Source organism: Myxococcus faecalis (assembly GCF_050039385.1).
GTDB lineage: Bacteria > Myxococcota > Myxococcia > Myxococcales > Myxococcaceae > Myxococcus > Myxococcus fulvus.
Map to the genome: position 1 here is coordinate 4,837,662 of NZ_CP144336.1, position 17,386 is coordinate 4,855,047.

14 protein-coding genes are annotated in these 17,386 nt (G+C 69.6%); 6 read left to right on the forward strand and 8 right to left on the reverse strand.

Annotation, left to right across the window (positions count from 1 at the left end; all coding sequences use genetic code 11):
• Positions 1-325: 325 nt before the first annotated feature.
• On the reverse strand, positions 326-1,456 hold the full coding sequence (locus VZQ01_RS19340) for an App1 family protein phosphatidate phosphatase (RefSeq protein WP_223749448.1): 1,131 nt from the start codon (positions 1,454-1,456) through the stop codon (positions 326-328).
• A gap of 133 nt (positions 1,457-1,589) precedes the next feature.
• Here VZQ01_RS19340 and VZQ01_RS19345 point away from each other — a divergent pair, with 133 nt between their 5' ends.
• A complete protein-coding gene (locus VZQ01_RS19345; RefSeq protein ID WP_141327666.1) occupies positions 1,590-2,024 on the forward strand; it encodes a DUF6209 family protein in 435 nt (144 codons plus the stop codon).
• 54 nt (positions 2,025-2,078) lie between these two features.
• Here VZQ01_RS19345 and VZQ01_RS19350 read toward each other — a convergent pair whose 3' ends face one another.
• Complete coding sequence (locus tag VZQ01_RS19350; RefSeq protein ID WP_426748622.1) at positions 2,079-3,266, reverse strand: L-dopachrome tautomerase-related protein; 1,188 nt, start codon at positions 3,264-3,266, stop codon at positions 2,079-2,081.
• A 183-nt stretch (positions 3,267-3,449) separates the two neighbouring features.
• Here VZQ01_RS19350 and VZQ01_RS19355 point away from each other — a divergent pair, with 183 nt between their 5' ends.
• Positions 3,450-5,492 (forward strand): DUF7986 domain-containing protein, encoded by a 2,043-nt coding sequence (locus tag VZQ01_RS19355; RefSeq protein ID WP_426748624.1) that lies wholly within the window; start codon positions 3,450-3,452, stop codon positions 5,490-5,492.
• Between the two features lie 2 nt (positions 5,493-5,494).
• Here the strand turns inward: VZQ01_RS19355 and VZQ01_RS19360 are convergent, their stop codons facing one another.
• From VZQ01_RS19360 to VZQ01_RS19375, 4 genes are read right to left on the reverse strand one after another with little or no spacing between them, the layout of a single operon-like run.
• Positions 5,495-6,625 (reverse strand): MBL fold metallo-hydrolase, encoded by a 1,131-nt coding sequence (locus tag VZQ01_RS19360; RefSeq protein ID WP_426748625.1) that lies wholly within the window; start codon positions 6,623-6,625, stop codon positions 5,495-5,497.
• A gap of 32 nt (positions 6,626-6,657) precedes the next feature.
• On the reverse strand, positions 6,658-8,706 hold the full coding sequence (locus VZQ01_RS19365; protein WP_426748626.1) for a tetratricopeptide repeat protein: 2,049 nt from the start codon (positions 8,704-8,706) through the stop codon (positions 6,658-6,660).
• A gap of 57 nt (positions 8,707-8,763) precedes the next feature.
• Positions 8,764-10,620, reverse strand: coding sequence for a glycoside hydrolase family 15 protein (locus VZQ01_RS19370; protein ID WP_426748627.1), 1,857 nt, complete (start codon positions 10,618-10,620; stop codon positions 8,764-8,766).
• 12 nt (positions 10,621-10,632) lie between these two features.
• Positions 10,633-11,724 carry a glucose 1-dehydrogenase gene (locus tag VZQ01_RS19375; RefSeq protein ID WP_426748628.1) on the reverse strand — a complete coding sequence of 364 codons (1,092 nt, stop codon included), beginning with the start codon at positions 11,722-11,724 and terminating at the stop codon, positions 10,633-10,635.
• A 187-nt stretch (positions 11,725-11,911) separates the two neighbouring features.
• On the opposite strand from VZQ01_RS19375, the gene VZQ01_RS19380 reads away from it, so the two are divergent.
• On the forward strand, positions 11,912-12,484 hold the full coding sequence (locus VZQ01_RS19380; protein ID WP_426748629.1) for a hypothetical protein: 573 nt from the start codon (positions 11,912-11,914) through the stop codon (positions 12,482-12,484).
• A gap of 74 nt (positions 12,485-12,558) precedes the next feature.
• On the forward strand, positions 12,559-13,251 hold the full coding sequence (locus VZQ01_RS19385; protein WP_426748630.1) for a tetratricopeptide repeat protein: 693 nt from the start codon (positions 12,559-12,561) through the stop codon (positions 13,249-13,251).
• Between the two features lie 118 nt (positions 13,252-13,369).
• Here VZQ01_RS19385 and VZQ01_RS19390 read toward each other — a convergent pair whose 3' ends face one another.
• Positions 13,370-15,037: a serine/threonine protein kinase gene (locus VZQ01_RS19390; RefSeq protein ID WP_426748631.1), complete on the reverse strand. Its 1,668-nt coding sequence runs from the start codon at positions 15,035-15,037 to the stop codon at positions 13,370-13,372.
• Positions 15,038-15,092: 55 nt separating this feature from the next.
• Positions 15,093-15,443 (reverse strand): hypothetical protein, encoded by a 351-nt coding sequence (locus tag VZQ01_RS19395; protein ID WP_223749458.1) that lies wholly within the window; start codon positions 15,441-15,443, stop codon positions 15,093-15,095.
• A gap of 214 nt (positions 15,444-15,657) precedes the next feature.
• On the opposite strand from VZQ01_RS19395, the gene VZQ01_RS19400 reads away from it, so the two are divergent.
• Both VZQ01_RS19400 and VZQ01_RS19405 read left to right on the forward strand, forming a co-directional pair.
• Positions 15,658-16,557 carry an ABC transporter ATP-binding protein gene (locus VZQ01_RS19400; RefSeq protein WP_426748632.1) on the forward strand — a complete coding sequence of 300 codons (900 nt, stop codon included), beginning with the start codon at positions 15,658-15,660 and terminating at the stop codon, positions 16,555-16,557.
• Positions 16,558-16,560: 3 nt separating this feature from the next.
• Entirely contained in the window at positions 16,561-17,340 is a 780-nt protein-coding gene (locus VZQ01_RS19405) for an ABC transporter permease (RefSeq protein WP_223749460.1), read from the forward strand.
• Positions 17,341-17,386: the final 46 nt, after the last annotated feature.

A 17,386-nucleotide genomic window follows, 5' to 3' on the forward strand; every position in this document is an offset into this window, starting at 1 on the left:
CCCCGACTCAGCGCGCCGAGGTGGACCTCGCCGTCCACCAGGAGCACCGGGCCTTGCCGCGCGGAGGGCGCGCCGGAGGGCGTGGGCGCGCGCGCGGGGCGCAGGAGAGGAGCCTGGGGGGCTTCGGACTCCGGGCGATGGCGCGCACCCGGTACCAACGCGGGGAGCGTCCGGCGAAACGAATGGACCTGCTGGCCACGGGGGCCTCGCTTCCTTCAGGGGTGTGGAAACAGAGGAAAGACCGGAGAATCAGGCGCGCCTCTGCCACAGTTGCAGGTCCGAATTCAAGCCTTAACGATAATTTGCCGTCAGAGCTGAAATTGACTCACCCCGGGCCCCGCTCGGAGTCCTCGCGGCGGTGGGCCTCCACCTCGAGGACCTCCTTCCACTGAATCCACCCGGAGCGGGCGGCGTGACGCGCCGCGCTGGTGGTGTCGTCCACGGCGAGCAGCTGGCTGCCCGCGTCGCGGATGTCGGCGGCGATGGCCTCCAGCTCCCGGGCGCGGCGGGGGTGGCCGGGCACGTTGCGGATGTAGACGCCGAGGATGCGGCCGGGGAACTCGCGGACGATGGTGCGGTAGTGCTCGGCGTCCTCCTGGCCGCTGTCGCCGATGAGGATGAAGGGCAGGTGGTCCAGGTCCGTGAGCAGCCCGCGAATCTTCTCCAGCTTGTGGCCGTGGCCGCCGCCGGGGGCGAAGCCCGTGCTGGACAGGCCCCAGTCGCGCAGGAGCAGCGGCCCGGTGGGGATGTGGTGCAGGGCGAGGAACTCGTCCAGGTGCTCGTACAGGTTCCAGGGGCTGCTGGAGACGTAGAAGATGGGGTTGTCGCCCTGGCCGTCCGCGCCCGCCTGGAGCGCCGCGTAGAAGGCGTCCACGCCCGGGAAGGGCAGGCGCACGCGGTGCTCGGTGAGGAACAGGGCCCAGGCGCGCTTGAGCAGGTCCGTCACGCCGGTGACGATGACGGTGTCGTCGATGTCGCTGATGACGCCGTAGCGCGCGCTCGTCCCGGCCACGCGCACGGGGGCGGCCACGCGCGGCACGCCCTCCGGCTCGGGCGAGAGCAGCTCCAGCTCCACCATGTGCCAGCCCGAGCGCACGCCCTCGGGCGGGGGCACCCACAGCTCCAGGAAGCCCTCCTCGTCGGTGGTGCCCTCCCAGCGCTTGTCGCCCCAGCGCACCGCCACCTTCGCGCCGGCGATTTCGCGCGTCATGTAGCGCTTGTAGGAGGCCACCGCGCTGCTCCACACCGTGTGGCGTCGCTGCTGCGGCTGGATGTGGCGGTCCTCCAGCACGCGCGCCTTGATGACCGCGCGCTCGGGGGTGCCGTGGCCCCGGTACGGGAGGATGCGCAGCGGCGGGGCGATGCCCAGCGAGCGGCGGAGGCTCCGGCTCATTGCGTCATAGCGGGCGTCGACGCGGACGGCGAGTCGGTAGAAGGCGGGTCTGAAGTCGGCCATGGCGCGGAGCGTAAGGAGTGGGAGGGGGGACTGTAGAAGACTCCGGGGCCCGAGGCGGAGCAAAGCCGCGCGCCAGGTCGCGGGCGCGCTCCGTATCCCAGGTGCCGTCCCCCACTCGACAAGGAGTCACGCCTTGCTGCGTCGTCATGTCCGCTGGTTGCTGGCCGCCGCTTCCCTGCTCGTCGCCTCGGTGGCCTGGTCGCAGTCCACGCCGAGCATCACCTTCCAGTCACCCTCGCAGGGCTGGAACGTGTTCGCGTCATCCAACCCCCTGCCCTTCGGCGCCACGGCGAGCATCGTCTTCGACGTGTCGCGCCTGACGCAGTGCCGGGGCAACATCAACGCCACCACGCCGGGGTGGACCATTACGGGCCACTACCAGTTCAACAACGGGCCGGTGCAGAGCTTCTGGGTGGCGGGGTTCTCCTCCACGCCCAACCCGCCCGCGCCGTCCATCCCGCTCAACACGCGCGGAGACCTGGCCATCTGGTTCGAGAACACCAGCCGCTGGGGCTGCCAGGCGTGGGACTCCAACTTCGGCAACAACTACCACTTCAACGTGCAGTGATTCGGCAGGAGGCCCGGAGGCCGCGCGAGCTCCGGGCCCGCCTTGCCTGGCGGCTCACATGCCCGCGATGCCGCCGATGCCGGGCTTGAAGCGGTAGATGAAGTACGGCGCGTTCGCGGCGATGTGTGCCTTGGACTGGAGCATGTGGTGGGGGATGGCGCTGTCGGCCACGTAGAGCCAGCCGTCCGGCCCGTGGTTGAGCGCGTCCGCCCAGCGCAGGCGCGGGGACTTCACCAGCGTCTCCAGGCGTCCCTCCGGGCTCATGCGCAGCACCGCGCCGTGCTCCACGTCCGTCACCAGCGCGTTGCCCTCGGTGTCCGCGCTGAGCCCGTCGTTGAGCGGCTTTCTGCCCACGGCTTGGAGGCGCGTGCCGAGGGCCTCGTCATCGAGCGAGCGGTCCTTCAGGTCCGCGGTGCGCACGCGGTACATCGTGTCGTGGTTCATCGCGGCGAACCACAGCCACTCGTCGCTGGGGTCCAGCGCGATGCCGTCCACGCCGCACTTGAGCGCGGCGAGCCCCCCGAAGAACACCATGTCCTTGATGGGGTTTCGGATGATGAAGTCCTGGGGGAACACGGCGTCGTGCTTCTCCAGCACGCGGCGCGACTCCTTCGTCGCCACGTCGTGGACGATGAGCGCCGGGGAGCGCCGCCAGAAGCCCACGTCCGCGATGAACACCGTCTGGCCGCGCGCGTCCACGCGCAGGTCCTGGAGGAACGAGCCCGGCGGGGCGATTTGCGGCGGGACGTCGTACTCGTGCGCCAGGTGGCCGGTGGCCAGCTCGAAGGCGAGCAGCCGGGGGACACCGAGCCCGTGGTTGCCGTGGTCGATGGTCCACAGCCAGCCGCGCCGGTCGATGGTGATGCCGAGCACCGTGTCGAACAGCCGCGCCTGCACCGCCTCCGAGGGGAAAGGCACCGCCTTGCCGTCCACCCACTCGAACAGCTTCGCGCCCTGGGGCCGGCTCTCCGGATGCAGCGTGTAGAAGACGCGGCCCGTGGAGGAGACCGCCACGTTGCCGATGGGCTCGGGGCTGCGCACCACCTCTTCCAGCGCGCTGTCCGGGAGCAGGGGCATGCCCGTCACGTCCGGGTACGGCTCGCCTCCCCCGTAGCGCAGCCGCACCCCGACCAGCGCGAGCGCCACCAGGCCCACCACGGCGATGACGGCCTTGAGCCCCCGGGCGACGAGCGCGCGCGGTGCGGGGGACGACGAGGGAGCGGAGACGGTCGGTTCGGCCATGAGCGGGATTGGGGAGAGGGACACCCACCAGACGCGGTGGGGGGTCACTCTCCCTCAATACGGAGGCCGACGACGAGTGGTTCTCTTCGCCGTCCTCGAAGGCGAGCAAGCCCTCTCGTGGCGAACAGGGGTTCCGGGTCGATGCACATGGCCCGAGCGCGACCTCGTGCGTAGCATCGCTCCATGACGACCTGGACCGCCCAGACCTTCAACCGTGTCCTGGCCGACCTGAAGGCCGCGGCGCGAGCCGAGCCCAAGGAAGAGCAACGGGCGCGCGCGGACTTCCCCGCGGACTGGGACCCTGTGCGCTTCGCGTGGCTGGACGCGGCGCTGCTCGCCTGGCGGCTCCATGGGCTGGAGGATGACCAAGGGCAGACGCTCGCCGACCGACAGCTCGCCCGCGCGGGCTTGGGACTGTCTCGCGCCGAGCGCGTCATCCTGAAGGGACTGGCGTCCTCCTGGTGCTCGGTCTTCGAGGTCGTCGAGGTCTGGCGGGACCAGGGGCTGCGCCTGCGTGACCTGCTCCTCGATGAGACGCTCGACGTCCGGGAGAAGCTCCTCACCCACGCCGTGGCGCCCGGGGACCTCCTGGCGACCTGGGCCATGCCGGCGGACGACCACCTGGAGCTCACCGGTGGCGTGATGTCCGTCACCGAGGAGCAGCGCGCCCCGCTCTTGAAGAAGCTCCGCCCGGCGCTGAAGTCCTTGCCGCCCGAGGCGGACGCCGCCGTGCGTCGTCGGCAACTGCGACGACTCGCGCCACGGCTCTATGGTCAGTTGTTCGAGCTGTCACGCCCGGCCTTCGACCCCGAGGAGGCCCTGGACTTCTCGGAGGAGCTCTTCGGCGCCACCCACCACCGCGCGTTCCTGGACTTCGTGGGACGGAACAAGCGACGGGGCTCGGCGCGACAGAAGGAGCTGGAGCCAGGGTCCGCCTATGTCTTCAAGCTCGGCCCCATCGAGACGACCCAGGATGGCGCGGCGTCGTTCTATGTCGCGGTGCGCGCTGACGGCGAGGTGCTGCCCCCCATGATGGCGGTGCGAGACGCGGAGGGACTCGCGCAGCTCGCGCCTGTCTTGAAGGGCACGCGGTGCTACTGCGAGAGCCGACTGACCCGGAGCGCCAAGGGACTGGGGTTCACTTCGCGACCGACTCCTCCCTCCATCAGCAGGCTTCGCGCGCTGCTCGCGCTCCAACTCCTCCAGGGGCCTGCCCGTCGCGAGGAGAGGATTCCTCTCGGCAGCATGGCGGCCCTGGTGGAGTCCTCCGCGGACTTCATCCGGGCCGCGCCTTGGGAGTCCTGGAGCAACGAGGAGCTCTTCCTCGTCTCGCTCGGGGGCAGCCTCCAGGGGACCCACGAGGTGTCCGTCATGGGCAACGGCGGCTCCGAGTACGGCCTCTCCCTCTTCGACAAGCCGGGCTCCGCGGAGCGCATGGCGCGGACCGAGTTCAACCGGCCCGGTGTCCAGGCGCTCCTCCCGGAGGCGTTGGGACTGACGCTCGAGGACACTCCGGACTGGGCCTCGAAGGCCGTGCAGCACCACACGGGCATCCCCTTCATTCCGGAGCTGCTGCGCGTCGCGCGCAACAAGCCGCGGCTGGCCGACGCCAGGGAGGTGCTCCTCGCGGCGGCGGTGGCGCGCGCGGTGGCGCGGGCGAGGCCTGGGGACACGCGTGTGGAGGAGGAGCTGAGCGTGGGGGACTTCCACGTGAAGGTCCGGTTGGAAGTCCCGCTGCCCTTGTTCACGGGACACTACGTGGGCGAGCGCGACCTCGGTGAGTTCCTGGAACTGCCGGGTGCGCGGGTGAAGAAGGTCCGTGAGCCCGCGCGCGAGGTGCCTCGGCGCAAGGTGTCCGAGTCGCTGCTCGACTTCGCCCAGCCGCTGTTGGAGCGCACGAGCGGTGGGTTCCTGGACGAGTCCGCGGCGTTCACGCGCCTAGCGCTGGCGCTCACCACGTGGAACGCCGTGGTGCAGGACCGATGGGAGCCTCGCAAGGGCTGGGTGGAGCATGCCCGGGCCACGCTGCGGCGGCTGGCGCACCCGGACCGGAAGGAGTTCCTCGAGGGCTTCGAGGCGCTGGTGGAGCGCAAGCAGCGTCACTTCGCCGACGACCCGAGGTTGCTCACCGGGCTGGACCTGGCGGTGGGCCGCGCGGGGCAGCCCAGCATCAAGGTCATCGGCGTGCTGGCGCCCGGGGCCTGGCCGGAGTTCCTGGGGACGTAACCTCAGGCACTCACGGCCAGGGCCGCGCGACCATGCCAGCGACCCTGCACAGTCCCCTTCGAATCGAAAGCGATACACCAGAGAGGGTCCAACGGCTCCAGCGCACTCCCGGGATGGATGACCGTGCCTCCGTCCAGGAAGGAGCGGCCCTGCTTGAGCTTGGCCACGCGAGCGACCAAGTCCACCAGTCGAACCTGGTTCCCCGGCCCGGGAGCTGCCTGCAGTCGCTTGCTGACGGGAGGAGCCGTCAACAGCATCTCGGGCTGGTGTTCGAGCAAGGTCGGCAGCCCATCCATCCTCGCGAGGTGAGGCAGCCCCGCGCTGTTGTAGGGCGTCACCAGCCAGGAGCGGGCAGACGCCGTGCCCGGTTTCATCCAGCCGGGATGCATCGCCTCGGGAGAGCCGTGGTGCGGCACCTTGAATCCATGATGATCCCCGAGCTGGGGATGTCGCTGCATCACGGAGTCCCAGCCCGTGGGCACGGCTCTGCCCCCTTTCGACTCCAGATAAGGGAGGTCCCCCGTCAACACCAGCCGGAGCGAACCGAAGCACACCTCCAACACGATGCTGAGATGGTTGGCGGCGGACCGCAGCCTTCTCGCGAGGTTGGGGCTCTGGAAGAACTGGCCAACCCCGCCCGCGTCTGGAGAACGTGCATGAACCTGGACCTGCGTGCTCACTTGAAGACCCTGGCCATCCGACAGCCCCAGCAAGCCTCCAGGTCGGGTGCTCTCCCATCGCTCGATGGCCTCGAACGCGGCTATCACCTTCGCGGCCAGGAGTTGGTTGCGTGTGGTTCCTCCCGCGGCACCTCGGCGCAGGGCCTGCGTGGACGCCACCAACGTCGCTCCCGGCGTGCTCCCTGTCGCGACGGCGACCTGCTTGATGGACAGCGTCTCGAGAAGCTCCGCGATTCCCTCGACGTGGTCCTCATGGGGATGCGTGAGCACCAGGGCCTCGACCTCATCCCCGGCCCCCAGTGTCCATCGCTTCAGGACCTCTTCCAGGGGGAAGCGCCCCTCGGCCGTGGAACACCCATCCACCAGCAGCCACCCCTGCCCGGGAAGCGCCACCGCGATGCCTTCACCTTGGCCAGGCCCCACGACGAACACGTGGAGCCAATCCCGGTTCAACCGGGTCAGTGCCTCCACAGGAGCCGTCGAGCTCATCCCCACCGCCGGAGGTATCGGAGCGAGTCCTTGTCCATCCACGGGCGCTGCCGCAGGAGCGCTTCCTCCGCGGGGACCAACACGATACGCAGCGCCTCATCCTCGTAGGTGCCCACCTCGATGAAGGTGTCCTCCTTGGGGAGAGCCTGGGTCCGGGCCGCATGGGCCCACTGCTCCCGGGAGAGCGTCTTGCTCACCACCTGTCTTTCCAGAGGGTCGACCTCGGGAGTCGCCACCACCAGTTGGACCTCGTGTCGACTGGCATGGACGACCCTCCCAGGGAACCACTCTCGCAAGGTCGAGCCATTCTCGTTGCGGACATCCAGGAACAAGGGCTTCTTCCAACGCAGGGTCACCGGGACGCTCGCCGGATAGACGGACTCCCCCAGTTGAACCGCCTCCTCCGCGTCCGCGAGGCGCTGTCGCAGCCGCTTGAGTACCTCCTGACGCTCCACGACCTCCAGCGGGATGGTGTCGAAGGCCTTGCGAGCACGCGCGACCTCTCCACGCTGAAGCCAGCTGGTCACCACCCAGCGATGCATGTTCAAGGCGAGCGCGGCGCCTTCACGCACCACCGTGCCCGCCGGGTCCACGCGCTCCAGCGCTTGTTCCCACTCACCGTCAGCGGCCCGGAAGCGTGACTGTTCGATGAGGAAGGTCACGAGCCGTCCATTCCACCAGGGGTTGGTCGGGTCCAGTTCCACCGCTTTGCGAAAGGCCTCCTCCGCTCTCTCTCGCTTCTGCGCGGCCCGGTCCAGGTTGAAGCCCAGGTAGTGCCAGGAATAGGCATCCTCGGAATCGACCTGTTCGAGGCACCGCTCGTAGACGTCCGCGGCCCCCATGAAGTCACGCTGCTCGATGCTCAGCGCCCGCGCGCGGTCCCAGAAGAACTCACGGCTCGTGAGCTTCAACTTCGCCCATCGCTCGGCCCCGAGTCTCCCCGAGTGCCCCAGGTGGTGGACCTTCTCCAGCCAGTGGAGCACCTGCTGCCCCTGGGCCAGTTCGACGCTCAGGGCACCATCCCTTCGTTCGTGGAACTCGGCCAGGGCCAGATGCGCATCGGGCGGAGACCCGTGTTGCTCGGGTTCCGCCGTCACCGCCAACAACCACTCGCGGACACCATCATCCACCTGGAGTTCATCAGCGCTCGTCCCGAGACAAGAGCGCATCGATGACAGACGTTCTTCCGTGAACCCTGTCAGTCGTCGGGCTTCCTCCAGGGGAATCGGAAACCGGGCCTGGAGCACTCGGTGCCAACCTCGACGCAGGGCCTGGTTCTCGGGGCGATGCAAGACCTCTTCGAACCGGGGCCTCAGCACCTCCACCGCGGAATGAGGGCCTGCCTTCAACGAAGGCTCCACCTGTCGGAGGAGCGTTCTGGGGTCCTCGCCCATCTGGACCAGGCAGACCATCATGCGCAGTTGCGGCTCGGTGAGCTCGACCTGCGCGCCCATCACGCGCCCCAATCTGGAAGCCGCCGGCGCCGCGTCTCCCCACCGCGAATCATCGTCGAGCACGGAGCGCGAGACGTTTCGCGGAGACAGTCGAATCCGGCTGGAAGGGGACAGGGCCGAAAGGAAGAGTGGAATCCGGGGTGAGGGCAGCGAGGGTGTCATCACCACCCATCTCAAGTCCTTCGCGGAGGCGAGCCCTTCCAGCAACTCCAGCGCCCGCTGCACGAGCAGCAGCCCTGTCGCGTCCTTCACCCGAGCATGGAACGTCCAGGAGTCCGGCAGGTAGACCACCAAGGTCTTCTGCCGTTGGGCGAGCTGCTCGGCGACTCGCCTGGCACGCGCCTGGAGGGGCTCGTTGTCATGAGCCGCTTCGCTCAGGGCTTCCTGTCCCAACACCGCCGCCGCCTGGAGCAGCCCATGGACCGCGCCATCCGTCTCCATCATCGGAGGGAGCCGCAGGAGATGGGTGCGCTCCGGAAGCTGCTGCAGCGTCTGGGCGAGTTCCCAGCGCCCAGACCCGGGAGCGCCCATCACCCAGGCACGACCGCCGCGGTCGAGCGCTCCAAGAACGCGGTCGATGTGGTTCATCATGCGCTCGTCATGCTCGCACAGGACAAGCCGCCTCCCAACCCTCCTGGAGCCCCACCGTCAGTCCTTGCGCCCCAGCGTCCGGTCCAGGTTGTAGGCGGCGCTGATGAGCGACAGGTGGGTGAGCGCCTGGGGGAAGTTGCCGAGCGACTCGCCCCCCATGCCCGTCTGCTCCGCGTACAGCCCCACGTGGTTGGCGTAGCCGAGCATCCGCTCGAACATCAGCCGCGCCTCCTCCAGCAGGTCCGGCCGCGCCGAGTTCGCCCGCGTCATCGCCTCCACCAACCAGAAGCTGCACAGGTTGAACGTCCCCTCGCTGCCGGGGATGCCGTCCAGCGTCGCCTCCACGTCGTAGCGGTACACCAGCCCGTCCGACGCGAGGCCCCCCTGCGACGGCGGCTGACGCAGGTGGTCCAGCATGGACAACATCCGGGGGTCCACCGGCGACAGGAAGAAGACCAGCGGCATCAAGAGGTTCGCCGCGTCCAGCGTGTCCTTCCCATAGGCCTGGATGAAGGAGCCGCGCTTCTCGCTCCAGCCCTGGACCATGATCTCCTCGAAGATGGCGTCACGCGTCGCGAGCCACCGCGCCCGGTCCGCCGGGAAGCTGCGCTTGTCCGCCAGCCGGATGGCCCGGTCCAGCGCCACCCAGCACATCAGCTTCGAGTACACGAAGTGCCGCCGGCCTCCGCGTATCTCCCAGATGCCCTCGTCCGGCTGGTTCCAGTGCTCGCACACCCAATCCACCAACCGGCGCAGGTGCATCCAGAAGTCGTAGGAGATGGGCGCCGCGTACTTGTTGGACAGGTACACCGAGTCCATCAGCTCGCCGTAGATGTCCAGCTGGAGCTGGTCCGCCGCCGCGTTGCCGATGCGCACCGGCCTGGCGCCGCCGTAGCCCTCCAGGTGCGACAGCTCCTCTTCCTGGGGCACCGGGCTGCCGTCCAGCGAGAACATCAGCGGCAGGGGCCCGTCCCCGTGCTCCGCGCACCGCGCCTCCACCCACCGCATGAAGGCCGCCGCCTCCTTCTTGAAGCCGATGCGCAGGAACGCGTAGACGGTAAAGGCCGCGTCGCGCAGCCAGCAGAAACGGTAGTCCCAGTTGCGACTGCCACCGGGTGACTCGGGCAGGCTGCACGTGGGCGCCGCGACGATGGCCCCCGTCGGCTCGAAGGTCATCAGCTTGAGCGCCAGCGCCGAGCGCTGCACCGTCTCCCGCCAGCGGCCCGTGTACTGACAGCTCGACAGCCAGTGGCGCCAGTAGTCCACCGTGTCGCGGAACAGCGACTCCGAGGACGCGTGGTCGTGCACCAGGTCCTCGCACGACTTGCGCAGGCCCTCGCGCAACGAGAAGACCGCGGACTGGTTCTCCTTGAGCTTGAAGCGCGCGGTGACGCCCCGCTCCGCCCGCTCGAGCTTCACCGAGGACGACAGCGTCATCTGCAGCGAGCTCGACTCGAAGGCCGCCCCTCCGCCGATGAGGTGCGTCTGGTGCGAGTCCCGGGCGTAGTTGAAGGCCGGAAAGCACTCCATCTCGAACGACAGCTCACCGCGCACCACGCGCACGCGGCGGATGACCTCGCGCACCTGCTTGATGCCCTTGTGCTCCATGGGCATGAAGTCGACCAGCTCCCCCACGCCCTCCGCCGTGTAGAAGCGCGTCACCAGCACGTTGGTGTCCGGCCAGTAGAACTGCTTGCGCAGCACGCCGTCCCGCTCGGGGCGGATGCTCCAGTGGCCGCCCTTCTTCGGGTCCAGCAGCGACGCGAAGATGCTGGGACTGTCGAAGTGCGGGTAGCACAGCCAGTCGAGGGTGCCCTCGTTCCCAATCAACGCCACCGTGCGCAGGTCGCCGATGACGCCGTGGTCCTCGATGGGAACCGAATCCCCCGCCACCGCCTTTCTTCCCACCCCCATGCGCACCTCGCTTCAACGGAAGGAAATGACGTTCTTGATGCCACCCGACACCTTGCCGTTCACCACGTCGACGAAGGCCTCGGGAGGATGCCGTCCGGTGAGCAGCCGCTCCACCGCCCCGGGCCACGTCGCCCGGAAGTGGCTCAGGTCCTCGAGCGCCATGTCGAAGTCCAGCGCCGCCGCGTTCACCGTGCCGGACACCACCTGGTTGTGGAGCACCAGCTGCTTGAGCAGCGCGGCCCCATCCACCGTCAGCTCCTCGCCGTGCGACGGCACGCCCGTGAGGATGAGGACGCCGTTGGGCGCCAGCGCCCCGAGCACGTCCACGGTGGCCTTCGCCACGCCCGTCGCCTCGTAGATGACGTCCGCGGCGCCGACGCGGCGGACCAGCTCCTGGGCGGACACGTCCTGCGTGGACAGGTAGGGCGCGCCCACCTCGCCCGCGATGGCCTCCTTCGGGTTGGGCGGCCGCTTGTGCGAGTACACCGTGGTGGCGAAGCCCCGCCGTATCAGGGCCAGCATGCCCAAGAGGCCCACCGGTCCGCCGCCGAGCACCACCGCGCGCCCCGGCGCGGGCCTCCAGGGCAGGCGCTCCTGGATGTGGCCCAGCTGGCGCAGGCCCTTCTGGGCGATGGTGAGGGGCTCGGTGAGGACCGCGATTTGACGCAGCTCCGAGGGGACCCGGTGCACGTAGGCCACGTCCTCGACGAAGAACTCCGAGCAGAAGCCGTGCGCCTCCTTGATGCCGCGCTCGGTGAAGTCGCCGGTGATGCAGTAGTCGGGGTGGCCGCCACGGCAGGCGGTGCAGATGGCGTGGGGACAGGGCCTGCGCACGCGGGGCACCACCAGGTCGCCCTTCTGCACGCCCTTCACGGCGGAGCCGACCTCGATGACCTCGCCCAGGCACTCGTGGCCGAGGATGAGGTAGTCCAGGCCGGGCGGCGGCGAGCCGTAGGTGAAGGAGACGATGTCCTTGTCCGTGCCGCACACGCCCACCTCGTGGGTGCGCACCTTCACCTGTGTCGGCGATTGGAGCTGGGGCTCGGGCGCGTCGTTGATGACGCGCACCGCTCGCTTCCCGGGAAAGACGGCGACGGCCTTCATGCGCGGCTCCTGCGACAGGCGGGTGCGGAATCCTGTCTGAGGTGTTCACCCGGAGGCCGTGACACCAGGGGGCTCGGGGTGGAAGGCGCGGTGCGCCCGCTCGCTCGCCGCCTGGGGGCTTCTTTCCGACGCGAGGGGTGCACGAAACCGCTGCGGGCCGGGGCCCGCGGGTCTATGAGTGGAGCTTGTGAGCGAGCCCACCCCCGCCATCCCCATCGACGACGACAAGCCCCTGGCCAGCCGCTCCACGGCGATTGGGACGGTGGCGTTCCTCATCCTCGCGCTGCCGTTCCTGGTGCTCGGCCTGTGGCTGCTGGATGGGAAGTCGCGGATGGATTTGCACTGCGCGCCGGGCGGCCCCTGCACGCTCACGAAGTCAGGCTGGCTCACGCGCGAGCCGGTGGCCACGCTGCCGCTGGACGCGATTCAGTCCGTGAAGGTGGAGCGCACCAAGAGCGCCCGTCGCAAGTCCGTGCCCATCTACCGGCCGGAGCTGATGACGACGCAGGGCAAGCTGCCCCTGTTCGCCCAGTGGGCCACCGTCGAGAGCGAGGCCACCGCGGTGAAGGAGCAGGTGGAGCGCTACCTCGCCTCGCCCGCCACGCAGTCGCTGGAGGTGACGCGGGATGACCGGCGCTCCTCGCTGCGCGTGGGCGGCGCCTTCACCGGCGTGGGCGTGGGGTTGCTCGTGTTCAGCCTGTGGCTCGCGTGGCGCACGCGGATGCACCGGCGCCTGGAAGCGGCCCGCGTCTCGGAATGACGTGAGCACGGGTGGACATCGCCCCGGGGGCGGGCCGGTTCCTGTCCGGGGACTCCGTGTTAGCGTTGCCAGACATGGAAGCGTCTAGAAACCTGAGAAGCTGGGGGGCATGGGTGATGGTGCTGTGGGCCTGGTTCGCGCCAGGGCTGGCCCTGGCGGAGGACGTGAGCCCGTTCCGCCGCCGCATGGAGCGCGCGGGCGCGCAGTACGAGGCGCTGGAGTACGAGAAGGCCCTCCACTGGCTGACCCAGGCGAGGCAGGTGGCCTCCACCCCCGACGAGCAGGTCGAGGTGGCGCTCTACCGGGGTCTGGTCCTGTCGGACCTGGGACGCAGGAAGCAGGCGCTGGAGGAGTTCCGCGCGGGCCTGTCCCTGAAGCCCGATGCCGTGCTGCCCGCCGCCACGGGTCCCAAGGTGGAGCGGGACTTCGAGTCGGTGCGCAAGCAGGTGCGGCAACAGCGGGGCACGGCCTCCGCGGCCGCGCCTCCCGCGAAGGTGGAGGAGCCCGAGGCCCCTGCGAAAACCGAGGTGCCCCCAGCCGTCGCGGTCCAGGAGACGCCAGCCCCCGCCCCCGTCGCGCCCGAGCCGGAGCCGGAGGCGCCGCAGAAGAAGGACCTGCGCTCGAAGCTGGGCGCCGCCGGGTCCACGCTGGGGAAGAACGTCGGCAACGCGCTGGGCTCGGCGCTCGACTCGGTGATGGGCTCGAAGAAGAAGCCCGAGGAGCCTCCTCCCGCGTCCCCGGATGTGGCGAAGAAGGACGAGCCGTAGCGCGGGGTGGCGTGCGCTGGCGGGAGGGCGATGCGCGACTCCGGCGCGCGTCGAGACCTTCCACGGCGGGTCCGCGAGTGGGGACTTCGCCCGAGCACTCGACAGGCCTCGAAGTCGCTCACTCCTGCGTCAGGTTCAGCTTGAAGACGTTCGCGGTCCCCGCCTTCACCTCGAAGCTGCGCGTCACGCGCTTGCCCAGCCGTGAGTTCACGGCGGTGATGGTGTGGTTGCCCTCGGCCACGTCGATGATGCCGAGTGGCGTCTCGCCCAGCTTCTTGCCATCGAGATACACGACGGCATAGGGGCGGATGCGGAACTCCACCGTCCCTGTCACCGCTCGCGCGGAGCCGCCCTTGCGCTCCGTGCCCTCGGTGTTGCCTGTCACGGGTGCGAGGAGGCCATCGTCCGCCTCGGGCGCGGAGGGCTCTGTCGGCCGTGGCGCGGCCTCCTCGGCTTGGGAGAGCTCCACGCCGGAGGGCGCGGGCTGTTCTCCTTGCGTGGGCTTCACCTCGGAAGGCACGGGTCGCACTCCCTCCGTGGGCGTCGTCTCGGCGAGCCTCGCGTCGGAGGGAACGGGCAGTGCCTCCGTCGTGACACCCCTGTTCACCGACACCTCGGGCACCACGGGCCCGGACGGCGCTCTCCCGAGCAGCGCATAGCCACCACCGGCGACGAGCAGCACCGCGCCCGCGACAGCCGCCGGCACGCGCTTCTTCCCGCGCGTCGCACCCACGTCCTTGTGAGGCCGCCGCTGGGTCGTCTGCTCGAACACGGCCGCGTCTCTCGCCTCGGCCCGCTTCTCGCGCGCGGGGCCCGAGGGCGCGGTGCGCTCGGCCTCGCGGTTCGTGATGGGCGCGGGCGTCGCGGTGGCGCGCTCCTCCACCACCTGCTCCACGGACCGCGCAATCTGATACGCGCCCACGGGCTCGCCCGTCGACAACACGAAGCGCTCGAGGTCCGCCTGGAGCGCGCGACAGTCGGGATAGCGCTTCTCCCGGTCCTTCTCGAGCGCGGTGGAGATGATGGCCTGCAAGGCGCTCGGGACATCGGCGCGGTGGCGACTCACCGGCACCGGCGGACGCGAGACGATGGCCTGCATCATCGCCAGCTCCGTGGCCCCCTCGAAGGGCAGCCGCCCCGTGAGCAGCTCATACAGGACGACCCCCAGCGCATACACATCCACGCGCCGGTCCAGCGGGTCCGCCTGACATTGCTCGGGTGGCATGTACGCCACCTTGCCCTTCACGATGCCCGTCTGCGTGCGGTGCTTCTGCCCCGCCACCTTCGCGATGCCGAAGTCCACCACCTTCACCGCGCCCTGCCGCGACACCAGGATGTTGTCCGGGCTCACATCCCGGTGAATCAACCCGAGCGGCTGCCCCGTGCCCGGGTCCGCGAAGTCATGTGCGTACGCGAGCCCCTCCGCCGCGAGCGCCACCACCTTCGCGCAGATGTTGGGCGCCAGCGGGCGTCCTCTCGACGCGGCCTGTCGCTGCCAGCGGCGCAGGTTCGGCCCGTCGATGAGCTCCATCGCCAGGAAGTAGCTGCCCTCGGCCTCACCGAAGTCGAAGATCTGGACGATGTGGGGATGGTTGAGCTGCGCGACCAGCCGCGCCTCCTCCAGGAACATCTCCACGAAGGACGGGTCCTCCACCAGGTGCGGGAGGATGCGCTTGAGCACCAGCGTCTTCTCGAAGCCCCCGGGCCCGGCCACCTTCGCCAGGAACACCTCCGCCATGCCGCCCGTCGCCAGCTTGCGGACGAGCTGATATCTCCCCACGTGCATTGCGCGCAGGTTCCCCCAGCTTCCCCCGGGAAAGGAACCCCCCTCGTTCCGGACGCTAGGACACCAGCAACCCGATGACGCGCCCCAGCCCCACGCCCAGCGTCACGCCGAAGCCCAGGCCGAACCGCGCCCGGTCGAACGCATAGCGCCAATCCCAGACGCTCACGCCCCCAAAGCCCGCCACCAGCGCGCCCGCCAGGATGGGTGACGCCAACCCCAGCAGCAGCGCGCCCTCGAAGTCGTCGACGAGCGGCTCCGGCCAGAACATCGCGCTGAGGCCCCCCAGCCCCAACCCCAGGAGCAGGTAGAGCACCAGGGCCCATGCGCCGCCGCGCTTGTCCTTCGCGAAGACCGACAGCACCCCGACCACCAGGTCCCCCAGCACATCGGTCACGACACTCAGCATGCCCCCGGGTCTAAGGCGGTCGAGCAGGCGCGGAAAGCAAGCGGCGGAGGCATCCCTAGTTTTCGGACGTCCGGCGAAGAGGTCCGGAGGCCGATGACGGAGTGTGGAGGAGACGACACTCCCCTCCCGGCGAGCGAGGAAGCAGGGTGACGGGTGCCCCCGAGGCAGCCCACACCCCCTTCCGTCTTGCGTACATGTGCCTAGCTTGTGGCCGATGCTGCGTGCCCTCCTCGGCCGATGGCGAAGCTCGCTGCGCTTCTTGCGTCCGGCCGACGTCAGCGCCGCGCGCGCGAAGATTTCCGTCACCCAGCTGGGGCATCGCTACGGCAACAAGGTCGTGGCCTTGAAGAACGTGGACCTGAACGTCCGCTCGGGTGAGTTCGTCTGCCTCCTGGGCCCGTCCGGCTGCGGCAAGTCCACGCTGCTCTACGCGCTCGCGGGCCACGTGCGCCCCACTGGCGGCACGGTGTCCATTGATGGACAGAGCATCGGCGGGCCAGGGCCGGACCGGCTCCTGATGTTCCAGGAGGCGGCGCTGTTCCCGTGGCTCACGGTGCGGGGGAACATCACCTTCGCCCTGGCGGCCCGGGGGGTGCCTCGCGCCGAGCGCAAGGAGCGCGCGGACCAGTACATCCGCCGCGTGCAGCTCCAGGGGTTCGAGGACACGCTGCCCCACCAGCTCTCCGGCGGCATGAAGATGCGCGCGAGCCTGGCGCGGGCGCTCGCGGTGGACCCGACGGTGCTGCTGATGGACGAGCCGTTCGGCTCGCTGGACGCGCAGACGCGCATCCACATGCAGGAGCTGTTGCAGTCCATCTGGATGCGCACGCACAAGACGGTGGTGTTCGTGACGCACGACGTACACGAGGCCCTGATGCTGGGCTCGCGCGTGGTGCTCATGGCTCCGCGGCCCGGGCGCATCGTGAGGGATTTGGAGGTCCACCTGCCCATGCCGCGTCATCCGGACGACGCGGCCCTCACGGAGATGGTGCGCCACATCCAGGGGCTCTTGCGCGAGGTGGAGCGCGAGAGCGAGCCCGAGCCCGAGCCCCCGCGCGCCCAGGAGCCTTCCGCCGCGCTGCCCGTGGCGGGACTGCCTCGTCCGGTGAGGTGAGCCATGAAGCGTGATTCGGCGCTCAAGAACTACTCCCAGAAGCTGGGGCTGGTGTTGTTGCTGCTCGGCGTGTGGGAGGGCGTGGCCCGGATGGGCATCTGGTCCTCGTACCTGTTCCCCGGGCCGATGACGGTGGCCGAGAGCCTCTGGCGGCTGGCGTCCGGCGGGCAGCTGTGGGGCGCGACGCTGCGCTCATTGGGACGGTTGGGGCGCGCGTACGTGATGTCGGTGGGCATCGGCGTGCCGCTGGGCCTGCTGATGGCCAGGCTGGCGTTCTTCCGCAACGCGGTGAAGCCGGTGGTGATGGGGCTGCAGGCGCTGCCGTCCATCTGCTGGTTGCCCTTGGCGCTCCTGTGGTTCGGGCTGACGGACGGGGCCATCCTGTTCGTGGTGGTGATGGGCAGCGTGCTGGGCATCGCCATCGCGACGGAGGACAGCATCCAGGGAGTGGACCCGCAGCTGTTGCGTGTGGCGAGCACGTTGGGGGTGCGCGGGCTGCGCTTCCAGTTCGGGGTGCTGCTGCCGGCGGCGCTGCCGGGCATCGTGACGGGGTTGAAGCTGGGGTGGAGCTTCGCGTGGCGCGCGCTGCTCGCGGGGGAGCTGCTGTTCGTGTCCGGGGGATTGGGGCAGCTGCTCACGGTGGGGCGCGAGCTGATGGACGTGCCGCAGGTGATGGCGGTGATGGTGGCCATCGTGCTCATCGGCGTGACGGTGGACCGTGTCTTCTTCCAGACGGTGGAGGGGCGGCTGCGCCGGCGCTGGGGTTTGCAGCCGGCGATGTGAAGCGCCCGACGCTCGTGTCGTGACACGTGTTGCCAGTGCTGGCTTC

Coding starts and splice junctions, on each gene's coding strand:
- VZQ01_RS19340 (WP_223749448.1), bottom strand. CDS start 1,456: ATGGCCGACTTCAGACCCGCCTTCTACCGACTCGCCGTCCGCGTCGAC.
- VZQ01_RS19350 (WP_426748622.1), bottom strand. CDS start 3,266: ATGGCCGAACCGACCGTCTCCGCTCCCTCGTCGTCCCCCGCACCGCGC.
- VZQ01_RS19355 (WP_426748624.1), top strand. CDS start 3,450: ATGACGACCTGGACCGCCCAGACCTTCAACCGTGTCCTGGCCGACCTG.
- VZQ01_RS19365 (WP_426748626.1), bottom strand. CDS start 8,706: ATGATGAACCACATCGACCGCGTTCTTGGAGCGCTCGACCGCGGCGGT.
- VZQ01_RS19370 (WP_426748627.1), bottom strand. CDS start 10,620: ATGGGGGTGGGAAGAAAGGCGGTGGCGGGGGATTCGGTTCCCATCGAG.
- VZQ01_RS19375 (WP_426748628.1), bottom strand. CDS start 11,724: ATGAAGGCCGTCGCCGTCTTTCCCGGGAAGCGAGCGGTGCGCGTCATC.
- VZQ01_RS19385 (WP_426748630.1), top strand. CDS start 12,559: ATGGAAGCGTCTAGAAACCTGAGAAGCTGGGGGGCATGGGTGATGGTG.
- VZQ01_RS19390 (WP_426748631.1), bottom strand. CDS start 15,037: ATGCACGTGGGGAGATATCAGCTCGTCCGCAAGCTGGCGACGGGCGGC.
- VZQ01_RS19395 (WP_223749458.1), bottom strand. CDS start 15,443: ATGCTGAGTGTCGTGACCGATGTGCTGGGGGACCTGGTGGTCGGGGTG.
- VZQ01_RS19400 (WP_426748632.1), top strand. CDS start 15,658: ATGCTGCGTGCCCTCCTCGGCCGATGGCGAAGCTCGCTGCGCTTCTTG.
- VZQ01_RS19405 (WP_223749460.1), top strand. CDS start 16,561: ATGAAGCGTGATTCGGCGCTCAAGAACTACTCCCAGAAGCTGGGGCTG.